Source organism: Zobellia sp. OII3, assembly GCF_002211465.1.
Classification (GTDB): Bacteria; Bacteroidota; Bacteroidia; order Flavobacteriales; family Flavobacteriaceae; genus Zobellia; species Zobellia galactanivorans.
This window is the reverse complement of record NZ_MWRZ01000008.1, coordinates 179,243-193,547: the sequence shown is the minus strand read 5'-3', so window position 1 is coordinate 193,547 and position 14,305 is coordinate 179,243. Positions and strand designations below refer to the sequence as shown.

The window sequence follows — 14,305 nt, the reverse complement described above, 5'->3', positions numbered from 1 at the left end:
TGATATGAGAGCTCAAAAAACCGCTCTTCTTTCGTTAGGTTAAGCTTGGTTTCAAGCTTGTTCTTGGCCTATGTGTTTTGTATTCCATTGCATTTTATAAATCAGTATTTGAAATAGAATTATGAAAAAGAAAATAGTTAGGATCGTAGGAGTGCTTGTATTGCTTATTGTGGCCATACTGGTGGCCGCACCCTTTTTCCTTGAATCTAAAATCGGTGAGATCATAAAGAATAACGTGAACAATAATGTGAACGCAACTCTCGATTTTTCAAAGGCCGATTTGAGCCTTATTAGTAATTTTCCCAATGCCGAAGTGGGCTTGGAAGATGTGGTTCTTTTGAATAAGGCCCCCTTTGAGGGCGATACCCTTTTTGCCGCCAAGAGCGTAGCGCTTAAAATGGGTATAGGTGAATTGTTCAAGGGGCAAGGTGAGGCTATAGGTATTAAAAGCCTAACGCTTGATGGGGCCGTGGTGAACGTTACTATAGATAAGGAAGAGAATGCGAGTTTTGATATCGCCCTACCTTCCGACGAGCCAAGTGCGCCTGCCGAGACTTCCGGTGAGGGCTTTGTCCTAGACCTGCAGTCGTATGCCATTACCAATACCAAAATTGTTTATGATGACCGCTCTACCGGTATGCGTTTGGAAATTTCCGAAATGCAGCACAACGGTAAAGGAGATCTTTCTTTGGAAAAATCGGAACTCGATACCTTTACCGAAGCTTTGGTGTCTTTTGAAATGGATAGCACCAATTACCTGAACAAAAACAAAATTCAACTCGACGCCCTTATCGGAGTGGACTTGAATGAAAATAAATATAGTTTCCTTGAAAATGAGGCGCTGATCAACCAATTGGCCTTGGTCTTTGACGGATTTATTAAACTGAACGAAAACAACCAAGAGGTCGATATCAGCTTTAAAACCCCGTCTTCGGACTTTAAAAACTTTTTGGCGGTCATTCCTGCAGAGTATTCAAAGAACATAGAAAGTGTAAAGACTACCGGAAATTTTATCTTGGAAGGTCAATTTAAAGGTATTGTCGATGAAGAGCACATCCCTAAATTCAATATAAAGATCAATTCTGAAAACGCATCCTTCAAATATCCTGATTTGCCGAAATCGGTTCGTAACGTTTTTATCGATACCGAAATAAACAACAATACGGGTATTGTGGAAGATACCTATGTTGACATTGAAAAACTGTCCTTTATGATCGACGAGGACAAGTTTAATATGACGGCCAATATCAAGGAGCTTATGGGGAACACAAAGGTAAAGGCCCATATCGATGGCAATATGAATTTGGCCAACCTTGAACAAGCGTATCCCGTGCCTGCCGACCTTGATTTAAAGGGGTTGTTGGTCGCCGATGTCAGTACGTCTTTTGATATGGCTTCCATAGAAAAGGAGCAGTATGAGAAAACAACGACCAATGGTAAGCTTAGTATCAGTGATTTTGAATATAAGTCTGCTGAGATACCCAATCCTGTAAAACTGAAAACGACAAGTTTGACCTTCAACCCGACTACGGTGACCTTGAATGAGTTGAGCGGTACTACGGGTAAGACCGATTTTAACGCGAAAGGAACCATCAAAAACCTGTTGGGCTTTATGTTCAACGACGAGAAGGTAGAGGGAGACTTTGACCTTTCATCCAATACCTTTGCCTTGAGTGATTTTATGGTCGAAGAAAATGAGGGGCAAACCCAAGAGGACAAAACCGAAGGGGCTGAAACGGGAGGCACTGAAACGGGAGGTGCTACGGAAGAAAAAATTAAGATTCCGTCATTCTTGGATGCCAACATCAATGCATCGGCCAATACTGTGCTTTATGACAACCTTACTTTAAAAGATGTAAAGGGAAATCTGCGTATAAAAGATGAAAAGGCCACGTTGACCAATATGACCTCTTCTATTTTTAATGGTACTATGGCCTTTAATGGTGAGGTTTCGACCAAGGAGGAAACTCCCACCTTTGCCATGAATCTCGACATGAAACAACTGGGAATCAGCGAAACGTTCAAGTCTTTGGAGCTCTTTAAGGCGGTTGCACCGATTGCCCAGATTCTAAAAGGTACACTTGATTCCGATATAAAACTTTCAGGTAACCTTACCGATGACCTGGTGCCTGATTTATTGACCTTGAGCGGTGATATTTTTGCCGATATAATGACCAAGGAAATCGATTCGGAAAGCGCTCCCTTGCTTACCGCATTAGATAGCAAGTTGAGCTTTATCGACCTTAAACAATTGAACCTCGATGATTTGAAAACCAAGCTTAGCTTCGAAAACGGACTTGTAAGCGTGAAGCCTTTTACCGTAAAGTATAAGGATATTGCCATCAACGTTGGAGGTAGCCATACCTTTGACAAGAAGATGGATTATAAGGCGACTATGGAAGTGCCGGCGAAATACCTCGGTAGTGACGTGAACAAACTGATTTCACAAATAGGCGAGGACGACTTAAAAGATTTGACGATTCCCGTTGTGGCCAGTATTGGAGGTAATTATGATAATCCTAGTGTAAGCACCGACCTGAGCTCAGGGGTAAAGAACTTGACCGGTCAATTGGTGGAAATTCAAAAGCAAAAACTTATCGGTAAAGGAAAGGATAAGGCCAAAGATCTATTGAGCGATGTGTTGGGAGGAAACAATTCTGAAACGGATTCTACCAAAACTTCGACCAAAGATGGTGTGAAAGAGGTCTTGGGCGGTCTTTTGGGAGGAAGTAAAAAAGATACGACCGAGGTGAAAGCGGATTCGGCCACGCCTAAGAAAGATGAAGATGTGGTCAAGGAGAAGGCCAAGGACATATTGGGCGGTCTCTTGGGAAAAAAGAAAAGTGAATAACAAAACGGATAGCCTTCTTTCTTTGGCTCCTTTTGTTGTTTCCGATAAAAAATATAAAAAAGGTAAACCGACTAATGTCCCCCAATCGCTTAAAAAGTGACTGGGGGCTTTTTTGATAGGAAAACTTTCAACAGCCTTTTGTCGATAGGGAGGCCGTTCAGGTTTTGGTGAAGAGCGAAAGTGTGGCGTATTGCTGTTTTGTTCTAAGCTTTAACAAGTCTTAGCTAATCTGAAGCGATATGTAATATCCCTCGTTGCTGCGAACGTTGAACACGGTATTGTCTTCGAAAATAAAATATTGGCCCTTTATCCCTTTTAAAATGCCTTTGTAGTTCGGGGTTTTTGTGAGGTTAAGACTTTTTACCTTTTCAGGATATTTCAGTACCGGAAACTCAAGATTGGTCTCTGTATTGTCGGCAATGTAATACGCTTGGGCCTCCTCAGGGATGTACTGCTTTAGTTTGTTGCGCCATTCGACCAAGTTTTCATCCTCTACGTTATTCGTGAGCATTTTTCGCCAATTGGTCTTGTCGCCAATGTGGTCTTTAAGGGCTACTTCCGTAATCCCGGCCAAGTATCTATTTGGTACTTCAACTATTTCGATAGCCTCGTGCGCCCCTTGGTCGATCCACCGTGTAGGTATTTGCGTCTTTCGGGTAACGCCGACCTTGATGTTGCTCGAGTTGGCCAAGTAAACGATATGGGGTTGCAATTGTACTTTTTTCTCGTATTCTAGGTCGCGATCTTCTTTGTCAAGATGGGCGGTACTGAGTTCGGGCCGCATGATCCAATCACCTGCGGAGGGTATTTCATAGAAACAGGTCTTGCAAAAACCTTGGCGAAAAATAGGACGGTCATTTCCGCAGTTCAAACATTGGAACTTTATGAAATTGATTTCTAGGGCTTTGCCTAAAACTTGGTTTACGTTTAGAAAATCATTTTCAAATACCATGTAGTATTGAATGGGGTTTCCTATTTCCGTCTGCATTTTTCTTAGAACGCCTTCGTACTGCATAAAAAAGTTTGATTTAAAATCGATTTGAAAATGATAACTATTAAACCTAAATTTAGCGAATTCAAAGATACCCAAAAATGCCAATTACCCTATTCAATTCCATTGCCTCATGGTTGCTAAAAAAGCGATATCACCAGATAGAACTTTTTTTAAAATATCCTGGAGAAGTTCAAGAAGAGGTGTTGCACCAATTATTGGAAATTGCGGAAGATACCGAAACCGGTAGGCGGTATGGTTTTGAGTCCATCAACAACTACGAAACTTTTCGCGAACGGCTTCCTATCGTGTCTTACGAAGAAATGGAGCCTATTATAGAAAGAACCCGTAGGGGCGAACAGAATATATTTTGGCCTACCTCTATCAAATGGTTCGCCAAGAGCAGTGGTACTACCAATGCCAAGAGCAAGTTTATTCCGGTAAGCGAAGAAGCGCTTGAAGATTGTCATTATAAGTCGGGTAAAGACCTGTTGTGCCTGTACCTGAACAATAATGAAAATTCGCAATTGTTCACCGGCAAGAGCCTTCGTCTTGGCGGAAGTAAGGAGTTGTACGAAGACAATGGTTCTTTCTTCGGAGACCTGTCGGCCATTCTAATTGATAATATGCCTTTATGGGCGGAGTTTAGCAGTACGCCGAGTAACAAGGTGTCGCTGATGAGCGAATGGGAAAGCAAGCTCAAGGCCATAATCAAGGAAAGTACGCAGGAGAACGTGACCAGTTTGGCGGGAGTGCCTTCTTGGATGCTGGTGTTGCTGAACAATGTGATCGAGGAGACGGGAAAAGACCATCTTTTTCAGGTATGGGAAAACCTTGAGGTGTACTTTCATGGAGGGGTAAGTTTTAACCCCTACAAAGAGCAGTACAAGAAATTACTGCCTCGAAAGAATTTCAAATACTATGAAATTTATAATGCATCGGAGGGCTTTTTTGCCATTCAGGATAGGAATAATGCCGATGACCTGCTCTTGATGCTCGACTACGGTATATTCTATGAGTTTATTGGAATGGACGAATATGGCACGGAAAACCAAAAGGCCATTCCGCTTTGGGAAGTAAACGTAAATACCAATTACGCCATAATCATTACCACAAATTCGGGCCTTTGGCGATACAAGGTGGGTGATACGGTACGTTTTACTTCTATCGATCCCTATCGTATTAAGGTTACGGGGCGTACCAAGCACCATATCAACGTCTTTGGGGAGGAACTGATCATAGAAAATGCAGAGGAGGCCCTAAAAACTATTTGCATGAAGACTGGTGCGGAGATTAAGGATTATACGGCGGGCCCAATCTTTATGGAGGGTAAGGAAAAAGGAGCCCATGAATGGGTCATAGAGTTTAGAAAACCACCTGAAGATATAGATGTTTTTACTGAATATTTAGACAATGCCCTAAAATCGTTGAATTCCGATTATGAGGCGAAACGATACAACAATATTACTTTGAATCTCCCAAAGGTACATGTGGCGCGTGAAAACCTTTTTTATGATTGGCTTAAGTCGAAAGGGAAGCTGGGAGGGCAACATAAAATTCCGCGATTGTCGAACAAGAGGGACTACATCGAAGAATTGCTCCACATGAACAAATAAAAAAGGGATTTGTCCGTTTAATATTGGAAATTGACACCAATAACTGAACCAAACGGCAAATAAAAACCAGTATTATGGCAGAAAGACTTGTAATTGTATCCGATATGTGGGGAGCTAAAAAAGGGCTCTGGATCACCTCGTATCTTGGATATCTTCAGCAGTATTTTAATATCGCCTTTTACGATTGCCAACAATTGGGGAATGTGGATGAAAAGATCAACTCGGCGGAGAACGTACACCAGGCATTTGTTGATGGAGGGATCGACACTGCGGTAGCGCACCTGCTTAAAAAGGAAAAAGAACCGGCACACTACCTTTGTTTTAGTATCGGTGGGGCCATAGCTTGGAAAGCCGGACTCTTAGGCTTGCCCATGAAATCCTTGTATGCGGTTTCCGCTACCAGAATACGTTCGGAGGTCGAAAAGCCCGAGGGTGAAATCCGTCTTTTGTTCGGTGACGGTGATATGTACCGTCCTAAGGCGTCTTGGTATGAGAAATTAGGCCTAACAGGCGAGCTGGTCGAGGGTTTTGGCCATGATATGTACAGTGATGAGAAAATTATTAAAAAAGTCTGTCTAGACCTTCTGAATACGGTTACACAAAACGCGGGAAGAAATGTTGGACAAAAAGTGATATAAAAGAACGTTTGCCTATTGGCGAGCTTACGAATACTTAGGTTTTAAACTAACACTCAATAACATAAAAAAAGCGGGACCACTCAAAGTGGTCCCGCTTTTTTTATGGGTTTGTATTCTTATGGAAACTAAGAAACCGCTTTTAGCTTTTTTATGGTCTCATAAGATAATTTGTCTTCGGCATAGGCCTTGGTTACCTTGAATACGGTTTCGTCGTTGCTCGGCATTTCGAACATGGCATCGGTAAAGATGGCCTCGCACAATGACCGTAGGCCCCTGGCCCCTAATTTATACTCAATGGCTTTTTTAACGATATAGTCCAAAGCTTGGTCCGTAATGGTAAAGCTTATATCGTCCATCGCAAAAAGCTTTTCGTATTGCTTTATAATGGCATTTTTAGGTTCGGTAAGGATAGCCCTTAGGGTCTTTTCGTCCAATGGGTTCATGTGGGTCAATACCGGAAGCCTTCCTATTATTTCTGGGATCAGTCCAAATTCCTTCAAATCCTTTGGGATAATATATTGAAGGATATTGCTTTGGTCTAGATTGTCGTCGGTTTTTGCCGCACTGTACCCAATGGCCTGCATGTTCAACCTTTTGGTAATGGCACGCTCAATTCCGTCGAAAGCACCTCCCGCAATAAAGAGGATGTTTTCTGTGTTGACCTCGATAAATTTCTGGTCCGGGTGTTTTCTTCCTCCTTTGGGCGGTACGTTTACGACCGTACCTTCGAGCAACTTCAAGAGTCCTTGTTGAACACCTTCGCCAGATACATCACGTGTAATGGAAGGGTTATCGCTTTTACGGGCGATCTTGTCTATCTCATCGATAAAGACAATGCCGCGTTCGGCTTTTTCAAGGTTGTAATCGGCCGCCTGTAGCAAGCGGGTAAGTATGCTTTCCACATCTTCGCCAACATAGCCCGCTTCGGTCAAGACCGTGGCATCTACAATGGCCAAGGGTACGTTGAGCATTTTTGCAATGGTCTTGGCGATAAGGGTCTTACCTGTACCGGTTTGGCCCACCATTATGATGTTACTTTTCTGGATCTCTATGTCGTCATCTTTTGACTTGGGCTGTAAAAGCCTTTTATAGTGATTGTAGACCGCTACCGACATAACTTTTTTGGTACGCTCTTGCCCTATGACGAACGTGTCTAAAAATGCTTTGATATCAATCGGTTTCTTCAGGGTAAGTTCTGAAGAAAGGTCATTGGTCTTGGTCTGTCTAGATTCTTCGGTAACAATACCGTGGGCTTGCTCTATACATCTGTCGCATATGTGCGCATCAAGACCAGCAATCAAAAGATTGGTTTCAGGTTTCTTTCTGCCACAAAACGAACATTCTAAATTTTCTTTAGCCATATAAATCTACTTTCTTTCAAAAAACAAACGCAGATAACTGCGTTTTGGTTCATCGATTTGGTCGAAAAACCGATAATTCGTGTATACTTGGTCGAGATTATGCTTTTTCCCTTACCAAAATTTCATCGATCATACCGTAGGCTTGTGCTTCTTCGGCTTTCATCCAGTAGTCACGGTCACTGTCTTCGTTGACCTTCTCTATAGATTGACCTGAGTGCTTGGCGATGATGTCGTACAATTCCGATTTTAATTTCAAGATCTCGCGGGCGGTTATTTCAATGTCGCTCGCCTGTCCTTGGGCCCCGCCCATAGGTTGGTGAATCATTACCCTAGAGTGGGTCAGTCCGCTGCGTTTTCCCTTTTCACCGGCGCATAGCAATACGGCTCCCATTGAAGCGGCCATTCCTGTACAGATGGTAGCGACATCGGGAGAGATGAACTGCATGGTGTCATAAATGCCCAAACCGGCATAAACGCTTCCGCCTGGTGAGTTGATGTAGATCTGAATATCTTTTGAGGCATCCGTACTGGCCAAGAACAATAATTGTGCTTGGACGATATTGGCGACCTGATCGTTAATGCCCGTTCCTAAAAAGATAATGCGGTCCATCATTAATCTGGAAAACACATCCATGGCCACGGCATTCATCTGACGCTCCTCAATAATATTGGGCGTTAGACCAACGGGATACATGCTTGTTAAGATAGAATCGTAATAGGTACTGCTGATACCTTGGTGTTTTATAGCATAGTTCTTGAATTCTTTTCCGTAATCCATATTTTTCTGTTCGATGTTTAGGTACCCTGGGGTATAAAATAAAAAAGGTGCCGAAAATATTATTTTCGGCACCGTAAAGATACTTATAATTTTTTGGAAATATTACCCGTATACCTCCTTCACAAAGTTTTCATAGGTAACCTCTTTCGTTTTGAGGTTTAGTTTTTCTTTGTAAAGGGTAAGTAGTTTTTGGCTCATCAATTGTTCCGATAAACGCTTGACCTCGTCTTGGTTACCCAAAACACGAGCGGCAATATTGTCCAATTCTTCTTCTTTCGGGTTCAATTGTCCGAACTGTGCCATTTGCGATTTTATGAAACCTTTGGCAAATTCCTTAAGCTCGTCAAATTGAATTTGAATATCGTTTTCTTTGATAATCTTACCTTCAATAAGTTGGTAGCGAAGCCCTTTTTCCGATTTCTGGTATTCTTCACTGGCCTCTTCTTCGGTCAATGGGTTTTCTCCGGTCATCTGGATCCATTTCGTCAAGAAGTCCGCAGGAAGTTCAAACTTGGTGTTTTCGATAAAATGTTCGGTAACGTCGTTCAATAATTTTTGGTCGGACTGTTGCTCGAACTGTTTTTCCGAATCATCTTTGATACGTTGCTTCAATTCTTCTTCCGATTTGACCTCGTCTTTGCCGAAAAGTTTATCGAAAAGCTCTTGGTCTAAAGCAGCAGGCTCCCTTTCGTTGATTTCTTCTATGGTGAAAGAAGCTTCAATGTCTAGGTCTTTCGCTTTTTCTTGTGAAACGCCGAAAACGCTTGATAGTAAGTAGTCTTCCTTAAACAGGCCTTTTGACTTTAAGGTTACGACATCGCCTACTTTTTTCCCTTTTAGGGCATCCAAAGCTTTTTTGCTCTTGATCTTGTCCAGTTCTAGCGTGGCCTTATTGTCTATCTCTTCTTCTTCGTTCTTGAACGTACCGCTTACTTCGTCATTTTTGGAAACTTCGTTCTTGCTGACCAGTTTGCCGTATTGTTTTTGAATACGGTCAACTTGCTCATCTACCATTTTATCGTCGGCAATGATCTTGTAATGGGTGATCGGTTTTTTGGTCTGAAGCGAGATTTCAAAATCGGGAGCAAGGCCCAACTCGAATTCAAAAGCTAATTCTTCATTGTCCCAATCAAAATTGTCTTGTTGTTTAGGAAGCGGGTTCCCAAGAACATCCAGTTTTTCCTCGGTAAGGTATTTGTTTAGGTTATCTTGAAGAAGCTTGTTCACTTCGTCGACCAAAACGGCCTTTCCGTACTGCTTTTTAATCAAGCCCATGGGCACATGGCCTTTTCTGAAACCGGGCACGTTGGCCTGCTTTCTATAGTCCCTTAGAATACTATCTACCTTGTCTTGGTAATCTTCTTTGGTGATGGCCACTTTAACGACGGCATTTAGATCGTCGATCTGCTCTTTTGTAATATTCATCTAAATCTTCTTTTTTGTTTCCATAAAATGGGATGCAAAAGTAGTACATTTAATGTAGCCTAGCAAGTTTTTAAACCGTTGGAATTCAAACAATCGTTACGATTTTTCATCCTCTTTTAAAAGTGAAAACAATATGGATTGCAAAAAGGATAGCAACAGGCTGAAAAGTATGGCCCATAAAATGCCGTCAACGGTAAAGCCATCGATAAGGTTATCGGCCAATAAAATAATTATGGCATTGATAACCAAAAGGAAAAGTCCTAGGGTTAAAATGGTTACCGGTAGGGTGAGCAAGACCAAAATAGGCTTGACTATAAAATTCAAAAGACTGAGTACGACAGCAACAATGATTGCGGTGGTGTAACTGTCGACAAAGACATGGGGAAGCACTTTTGAAAGTATGACTACGGCAAGCGCGCTCAAGAGTATTCGTAATATTAGTTTCATGGGTAAAATGTATTTGGTTATGCATTGCGAATCGGCTCGCTACCCTTAAAGATAGAAATTTGTACGCGGTTTTATGGTCTTGCCCCTAAAATAAGCAAGTGTAAAAAAACGGTTTACCCTTTTAGGAATGCCAATGATTTTTCAAAGAACTGTTTTGGGTTTTCGGCGTGTAGCCAATGTCCGGCGCGATCTATGGTTTGTAATTCTGCCTGTGGGAAATGCTTTTTGATCTCGGTGAGGTCGTTGGGCATGATGTATTCCGATTTGTCGCCCCTAAGGAATAGCGTGGGGCCGTTGTACATATCCGTAGGGTTGATATTTTCCCCTATTTCGTTCATTTTCTGGCTTAAGACCTTTAGGTTGAACCGAAAGCCCAATTGGCCTTTTTCTACCCAATATAGGTTTTTGAGTAAAAACTGTCTAGTGCCGAAATCGGTGATATACTGCCCTAGTGCCCCATCGGCTTCGTTTCGTGATGTCATGGTCTCGAGCCGAAGGGCGTTTAGGCCGTCGATTATAGCTTGGTGGTGCGGGGGATAAAATTTAGGGGCAATGTCGGCAATGAGGATCCTGTCGGTAAGCTCGGGGTAGGAGCAGGCGAACTGCATGGCGGTCTTGCCGCCCATGGAATGTCCGATAATTGCGGCCCGGTCTAGATGGTGGGCTTCCATATAGGCCTTAAGGTCTTCGGCGAGCAGGTCGTAGTCGAAATCGTCGGACCAAAAGCTTTTGCCGTGGTTGCGCTGGTCGATGAGGTGGACTTCAAAGCCGGCTTCGGCATATTGTCCGCCCAGGGTTTTCCAGTTGTCTGACATTCCTAGGAAACCGTGTAAAATTAAAAGGGGCGAACCTTTGCCTATGATTTTGGAGTGTAGGGTAGTCATTTATTTCAATTTGTTCAGGTACATGTTTACTACGTTTTCAAGTCCGAGGTAGAGCGCTTCGCAAATTAGGGCGTGGCCAATGGAAACCTCTAGTAAATGGGGGACGTTTTCCTTGAAATATTTAATGTTGTCTAAGCTTAAATCGTGTCCGGCATTAAGGCCCAAACCGCATTGGTATGCAATTTTGGCAGCTTCGGTAAAAGGCATGACAGCTTTTTCCGGTCCCTTTCCGTAATCTTTGGCGTAACTTTCGGTGTATAGTTCAATTCGGTCCGTGCCGGTTTCTGCCGCACCTTCGACCATCTTGGCTTCGGCGTCTACAAAAATGGAAGTACGTATGCCTGCATTTTTGAAGGTCTGTATAACGTCTTTTAGAAAGTCTTTGTGTTTTACGGTATCCCAGCCGGCATTCGAGGTAATGGCGTCTACGGCGTCGGGTACTAGGGTGACCTGGGTGGGGCGCACTTCGAGTACGAGGTCGATAAATTGCTTCACGGGGTTGCCTTCGATGTTGTATTCGGTAGTGACCAATGCTTTTAGGTCACGTGCATCTTGATAGCGAATATGCCTTTCGTCGGGCCTTGGATGTATGGTTATGCCTTGTGCCCCAAAAGATTCAATGTCTGCTGCCGTTTTCAATAAATCGGGCATATTGCCACCTCGGGCGTTTCTAAGGGTTGCAATCTTATTTATGTTAACGCTTAATTTAGTCATTTGCCGATAGAATTTACCATTCGGCACAAAAATACAAATTAGGCATGCCTTTTGATATTTTTAATTAGTATTTTGCGTTTAGTATAAAGAGTTATGCATATTCAAGACCACATAGTCACCAATATTCCGTCGTTTAAGATAGGGGACTCCTTAGCGGGGGTTATCACCTTTTTTGAAGGAACCACACATTCGCACGTTGCCGTTACGGAGAACGATGCCTATTTGGGGTTGCTCAGTGAAAACGACCTTGAGAATTTCGATAAAAACGAAAAAGTAGAGCAATACCGCTACGAACTCGATACCTTTTTCGTGAGAAAGGAAACGAGTTGGTTGGACGTGCTCGAAACTTTTGCCCGAAATGAATCTAATCTCGTGCCCATTATCGATGAAAAGGGAAGGATTGATGGATATTACGATCTTACCGATATCGTAAGCGTGTTTATCGATACGCCGTTCTTTACGGAGCCGGGAGGTATTATTGTCGTGGCGAAGGGTATTAAAGATTATTCTTTTAGTGAGATAGCCCAGATCGTGGAAAGCAATAACACTAAACTTATCGGAGGTTTTATAACGGATTCAAAAAACGACGTGGTTCAGATTACCATTAAGATCGCCTCGTCTAACTTGAACGATATTCTACAGACCTTCCGACGGTACAATTACAACGTGTTGTTCGGAAATAGCGACGACCAATTTTTGGAAGACCTTAAAGAGAGGTCCGATTATTTGGACAAATATCTCAACGTCTAGATTATTCCTTCGATTCTCAATAAAATAATCCACAATCAAAAGTACAATCGCTATTTTTGTCGCAAAAGCCATAAGGTTTTTGTAACCCGATAAAGAAAAGTGATGAAAGTTGCCGTCTACAGTCAAATGTATCAAGAAGACACCTTGCAGTATGTAATGGAGTTGCTTGATGAACTTGAAAAGGAAGGGGCCGAGATAGCGATAGAAAAGGAGTTTCATGCCTTTCTTTCCCAAAAACATAGCGCAGGGGCCTATAGTACGTTTTCCGATTCGGAAGGCTTGGATGCTTCCTTTGATATGTTTGTGAGTTTTGGGGGCGATGGCACCATTCTTCGGGCGACTACCTTTGTGGGCGATCTGGGCATTCCAATTGTTGGGGTGAATACCGGGCGCTTGGGCTTTCTGTCTACCTTTAGTAAGGAAGAGGTGCGCAAAGTGGTGCAAGAGTTTAATAAGGGGGCATACACTATAGTGGAACGAAGCTTGGTGGAAGTAGATGAAAGGTCCGATATACCCGAGTTGAACGGGTTGAACTTTGCCTTGAACGAAATTACCGTAAGCAGAAAGGATACGACCTCTATGATAACGGTTGAGACCTATCTGAACAATGAATATCTGACTTCCTATTGGGCCGATGGGTTGATTGTTTCTACGCCTACGGGCTCGACCGGATATTCCTTGAGTTGTGGGGGGCCGGTTATCGAGCCTACCGCAAAATCACTTGTCTTGACGCCGATAGCGCCTCATAACCTCAATGCCAGGCCTTTGGTGATTTCAGATGATACCCAAATAAGGCTAAAGGTGTCGGGTAGGGAAGAGCATCACCTTATATCTTTGGACTCAAGAATAGCATCGGTGGCCAACGGAAAGGAAATCCTTATCAAAAAGGCCGATTTTACCATCAAAATGATCGAATATACTTCAGAGAGCTTTTTGAAAACCCTGCGTAATAAATTGTTATGGGGAGAAGATCGCCGTAATTGAATTCGTAACGGGCAATAAAAAACGGCAAATCCTGTTTATCATGTGAGAACATTAATATAATAGTTGGGTGCAATTGTTATATTCGCAAACTAATACTATTTATGAAGCGATTCATTGTCATAGTCTTGCTATGCACTTTTGGCAGCATAACGGCACAGACCTACGAAGTGGGTGTATTTGCCGGGGGAGCCAATAATATTGGAGACGTCGGACGTACGAATTATATTTTGCCCTCGAACATTGCCCTGGGGGGGATTTTTAAATGGAATATCGCCAAGCGCTATGCGTGGCGTGCCAGTGTAATCTACGGAAAGTTCAATGCCGATGACAGCAAATCGAGCAATCCCTCACGTCAACAAAGGGGGTATGAGATGGATAACTCCATTCTTGAGGCGTCTGCGGGACTCGAATTTAACTTTGTAGAGTACAATCTACATAAACTGGGGCCAGCCTTTACTCCTTATCTATATACCGGCCTTACCTATTTTAGGTACGATTATAATTATTTCGATGCCGGCAGGTACATAGATGTTTCACAAAGGGATGGTGCCTTTGCCATACCTATGACCGTTGGGGCTAAACTCCGTTTGAACCAATTTTTGATTTTGGGGGCCGAAATAGGCGCACGTTATACGTTTACCGATAACCTAGATGGTAGTAATCCTGAAAAACTCAATGTGAGTCGACAGTTGTCAGACCTGAGGTTCGGAAATGTCTTTAGTGACGATTGGTACGTTTTCTCAGGACTTACCTTGACCTATACCTTCGGTAGAAAGCCTTGTATGGAATGTTTTGAGTAGGTAAACCACTGTGTTTCCTCATTTTTATCTTCATGAGTTGGTTCTAAAATGGGAATAATTAAAATT

13 protein-coding genes are annotated in these 14,305 nt (G+C 42.7%); 6 read left to right on the top strand and 7 right to left on the bottom strand.

What is annotated here, in order from left to right:
• Positions 1 to 121: 121 nt before the first annotated feature.
• Positions 122 to 2,851 (top strand): AsmA family protein, encoded by a 2,730-nt coding sequence (locus tag B4Q04_RS18255; protein WP_088697651.1) that lies wholly within the window; start codon positions 122 to 124, stop codon positions 2,849 to 2,851.
• A 220-nt stretch (positions 2,852 to 3,071) separates the two neighbouring features.
• Here the strand turns inward: B4Q04_RS18255 and B4Q04_RS18250 are convergent, their stop codons facing one another.
• On the bottom strand, positions 3,072 to 3,866 hold the full coding sequence (locus B4Q04_RS18250; RefSeq protein ID WP_046287894.1) for a DUF2797 domain-containing protein: 795 nt from the start codon (positions 3,864 to 3,866) through the stop codon (positions 3,072 to 3,074).
• Between the two features lie 77 nt (positions 3,867 to 3,943).
• On the opposite strand from B4Q04_RS18250, the gene B4Q04_RS18245 reads away from it, so the two are divergent.
• Both B4Q04_RS18245 and B4Q04_RS18240 read left to right on the top strand, forming a co-directional pair.
• A complete protein-coding gene (locus tag B4Q04_RS18245; protein ID WP_088697650.1) occupies positions 3,944 to 5,458 on the top strand; it encodes a GH3 auxin-responsive promoter family protein in 1,515 nt (504 codons plus the stop codon).
• Positions 5,459 to 5,532: 74 nt separating this feature from the next.
• Complete coding sequence (locus B4Q04_RS18240) at positions 5,533 to 6,096, top strand: hypothetical protein (protein WP_013993797.1); 564 nt, start codon at positions 5,533 to 5,535, stop codon at positions 6,094 to 6,096.
• A gap of 125 nt (positions 6,097 to 6,221) precedes the next feature.
• On the opposite strand, the gene clpX is transcribed toward B4Q04_RS18240, so the two are convergent.
• The 6 genes from clpX to B4Q04_RS18210 all read right to left on the bottom strand — a co-directional run bounded on the left by clpX (position 6,222) and on the right by B4Q04_RS18210 (position 11,705).
• Positions 6,222 to 7,457, bottom strand: coding sequence for an ATP-dependent Clp protease ATP-binding subunit ClpX (clpX, locus tag B4Q04_RS18235; protein WP_013993798.1), 1,236 nt, complete (start codon positions 7,455 to 7,457; stop codon positions 6,222 to 6,224).
• A 97-nt stretch (positions 7,458 to 7,554) separates the two neighbouring features.
• Positions 7,555 to 8,235: an ATP-dependent Clp endopeptidase proteolytic subunit ClpP gene (clpP, locus tag B4Q04_RS18230; protein ID WP_046287895.1), complete on the bottom strand. Its 681-nt coding sequence runs from the start codon at positions 8,233 to 8,235 to the stop codon at positions 7,555 to 7,557.
• Positions 8,236 to 8,337: 102 nt separating this feature from the next.
• Positions 8,338 to 9,660 carry a trigger factor gene (gene tig, locus B4Q04_RS18225; RefSeq protein ID WP_013993800.1) on the bottom strand — a complete coding sequence of 441 codons (1,323 nt, stop codon included), beginning with the start codon at positions 9,658 to 9,660 and terminating at the stop codon, positions 8,338 to 8,340.
• A gap of 96 nt (positions 9,661 to 9,756) precedes the next feature.
• Entirely contained in the window at positions 9,757 to 10,107 is a 351-nt protein-coding gene (locus B4Q04_RS18220) for a phage holin family protein (protein WP_088697649.1), read from the bottom strand.
• Between the two features lie 113 nt (positions 10,108 to 10,220).
• Positions 10,221 to 10,991, bottom strand: a complete 771-nt coding sequence (locus B4Q04_RS18215; RefSeq protein ID WP_088697648.1) for an alpha/beta fold hydrolase — start codon at positions 10,989 to 10,991, stop codon at positions 10,221 to 10,223.
• Positions 10,992 to 11,705 carry a pyridoxine 5'-phosphate synthase gene (locus B4Q04_RS18210; protein WP_013993803.1) on the bottom strand — a complete coding sequence of 238 codons (714 nt, stop codon included), beginning with the start codon at positions 11,703 to 11,705 and terminating at the stop codon, positions 10,992 to 10,994.
• 93 nt (positions 11,706 to 11,798) lie between these two features.
• Here B4Q04_RS18210 and B4Q04_RS18205 point away from each other — a divergent pair, with 93 nt between their 5' ends.
• From B4Q04_RS18205 to B4Q04_RS18195, 3 genes are all read left to right on the top strand, one after another.
• On the top strand, positions 11,799 to 12,455 hold the full coding sequence (locus tag B4Q04_RS18205) for a CBS domain-containing protein (protein WP_013993804.1): 657 nt from the start codon (positions 11,799 to 11,801) through the stop codon (positions 12,453 to 12,455).
• Positions 12,456 to 12,557: 102 nt separating this feature from the next.
• Positions 12,558 to 13,439 carry an NAD kinase gene (locus tag B4Q04_RS18200; RefSeq protein WP_088697647.1) on the top strand — a complete coding sequence of 294 codons (882 nt, stop codon included), beginning with the start codon at positions 12,558 to 12,560 and terminating at the stop codon, positions 13,437 to 13,439.
• A 101-nt stretch (positions 13,440 to 13,540) separates the two neighbouring features.
• Positions 13,541 to 14,239, top strand: a complete 699-nt coding sequence (locus B4Q04_RS18195) for a DUF6089 family protein (protein ID WP_013993806.1) — start codon at positions 13,541 to 13,543, stop codon at positions 14,237 to 14,239.
• The last annotated feature ends 66 nt before the right edge of the window (positions 14,240 to 14,305 follow it).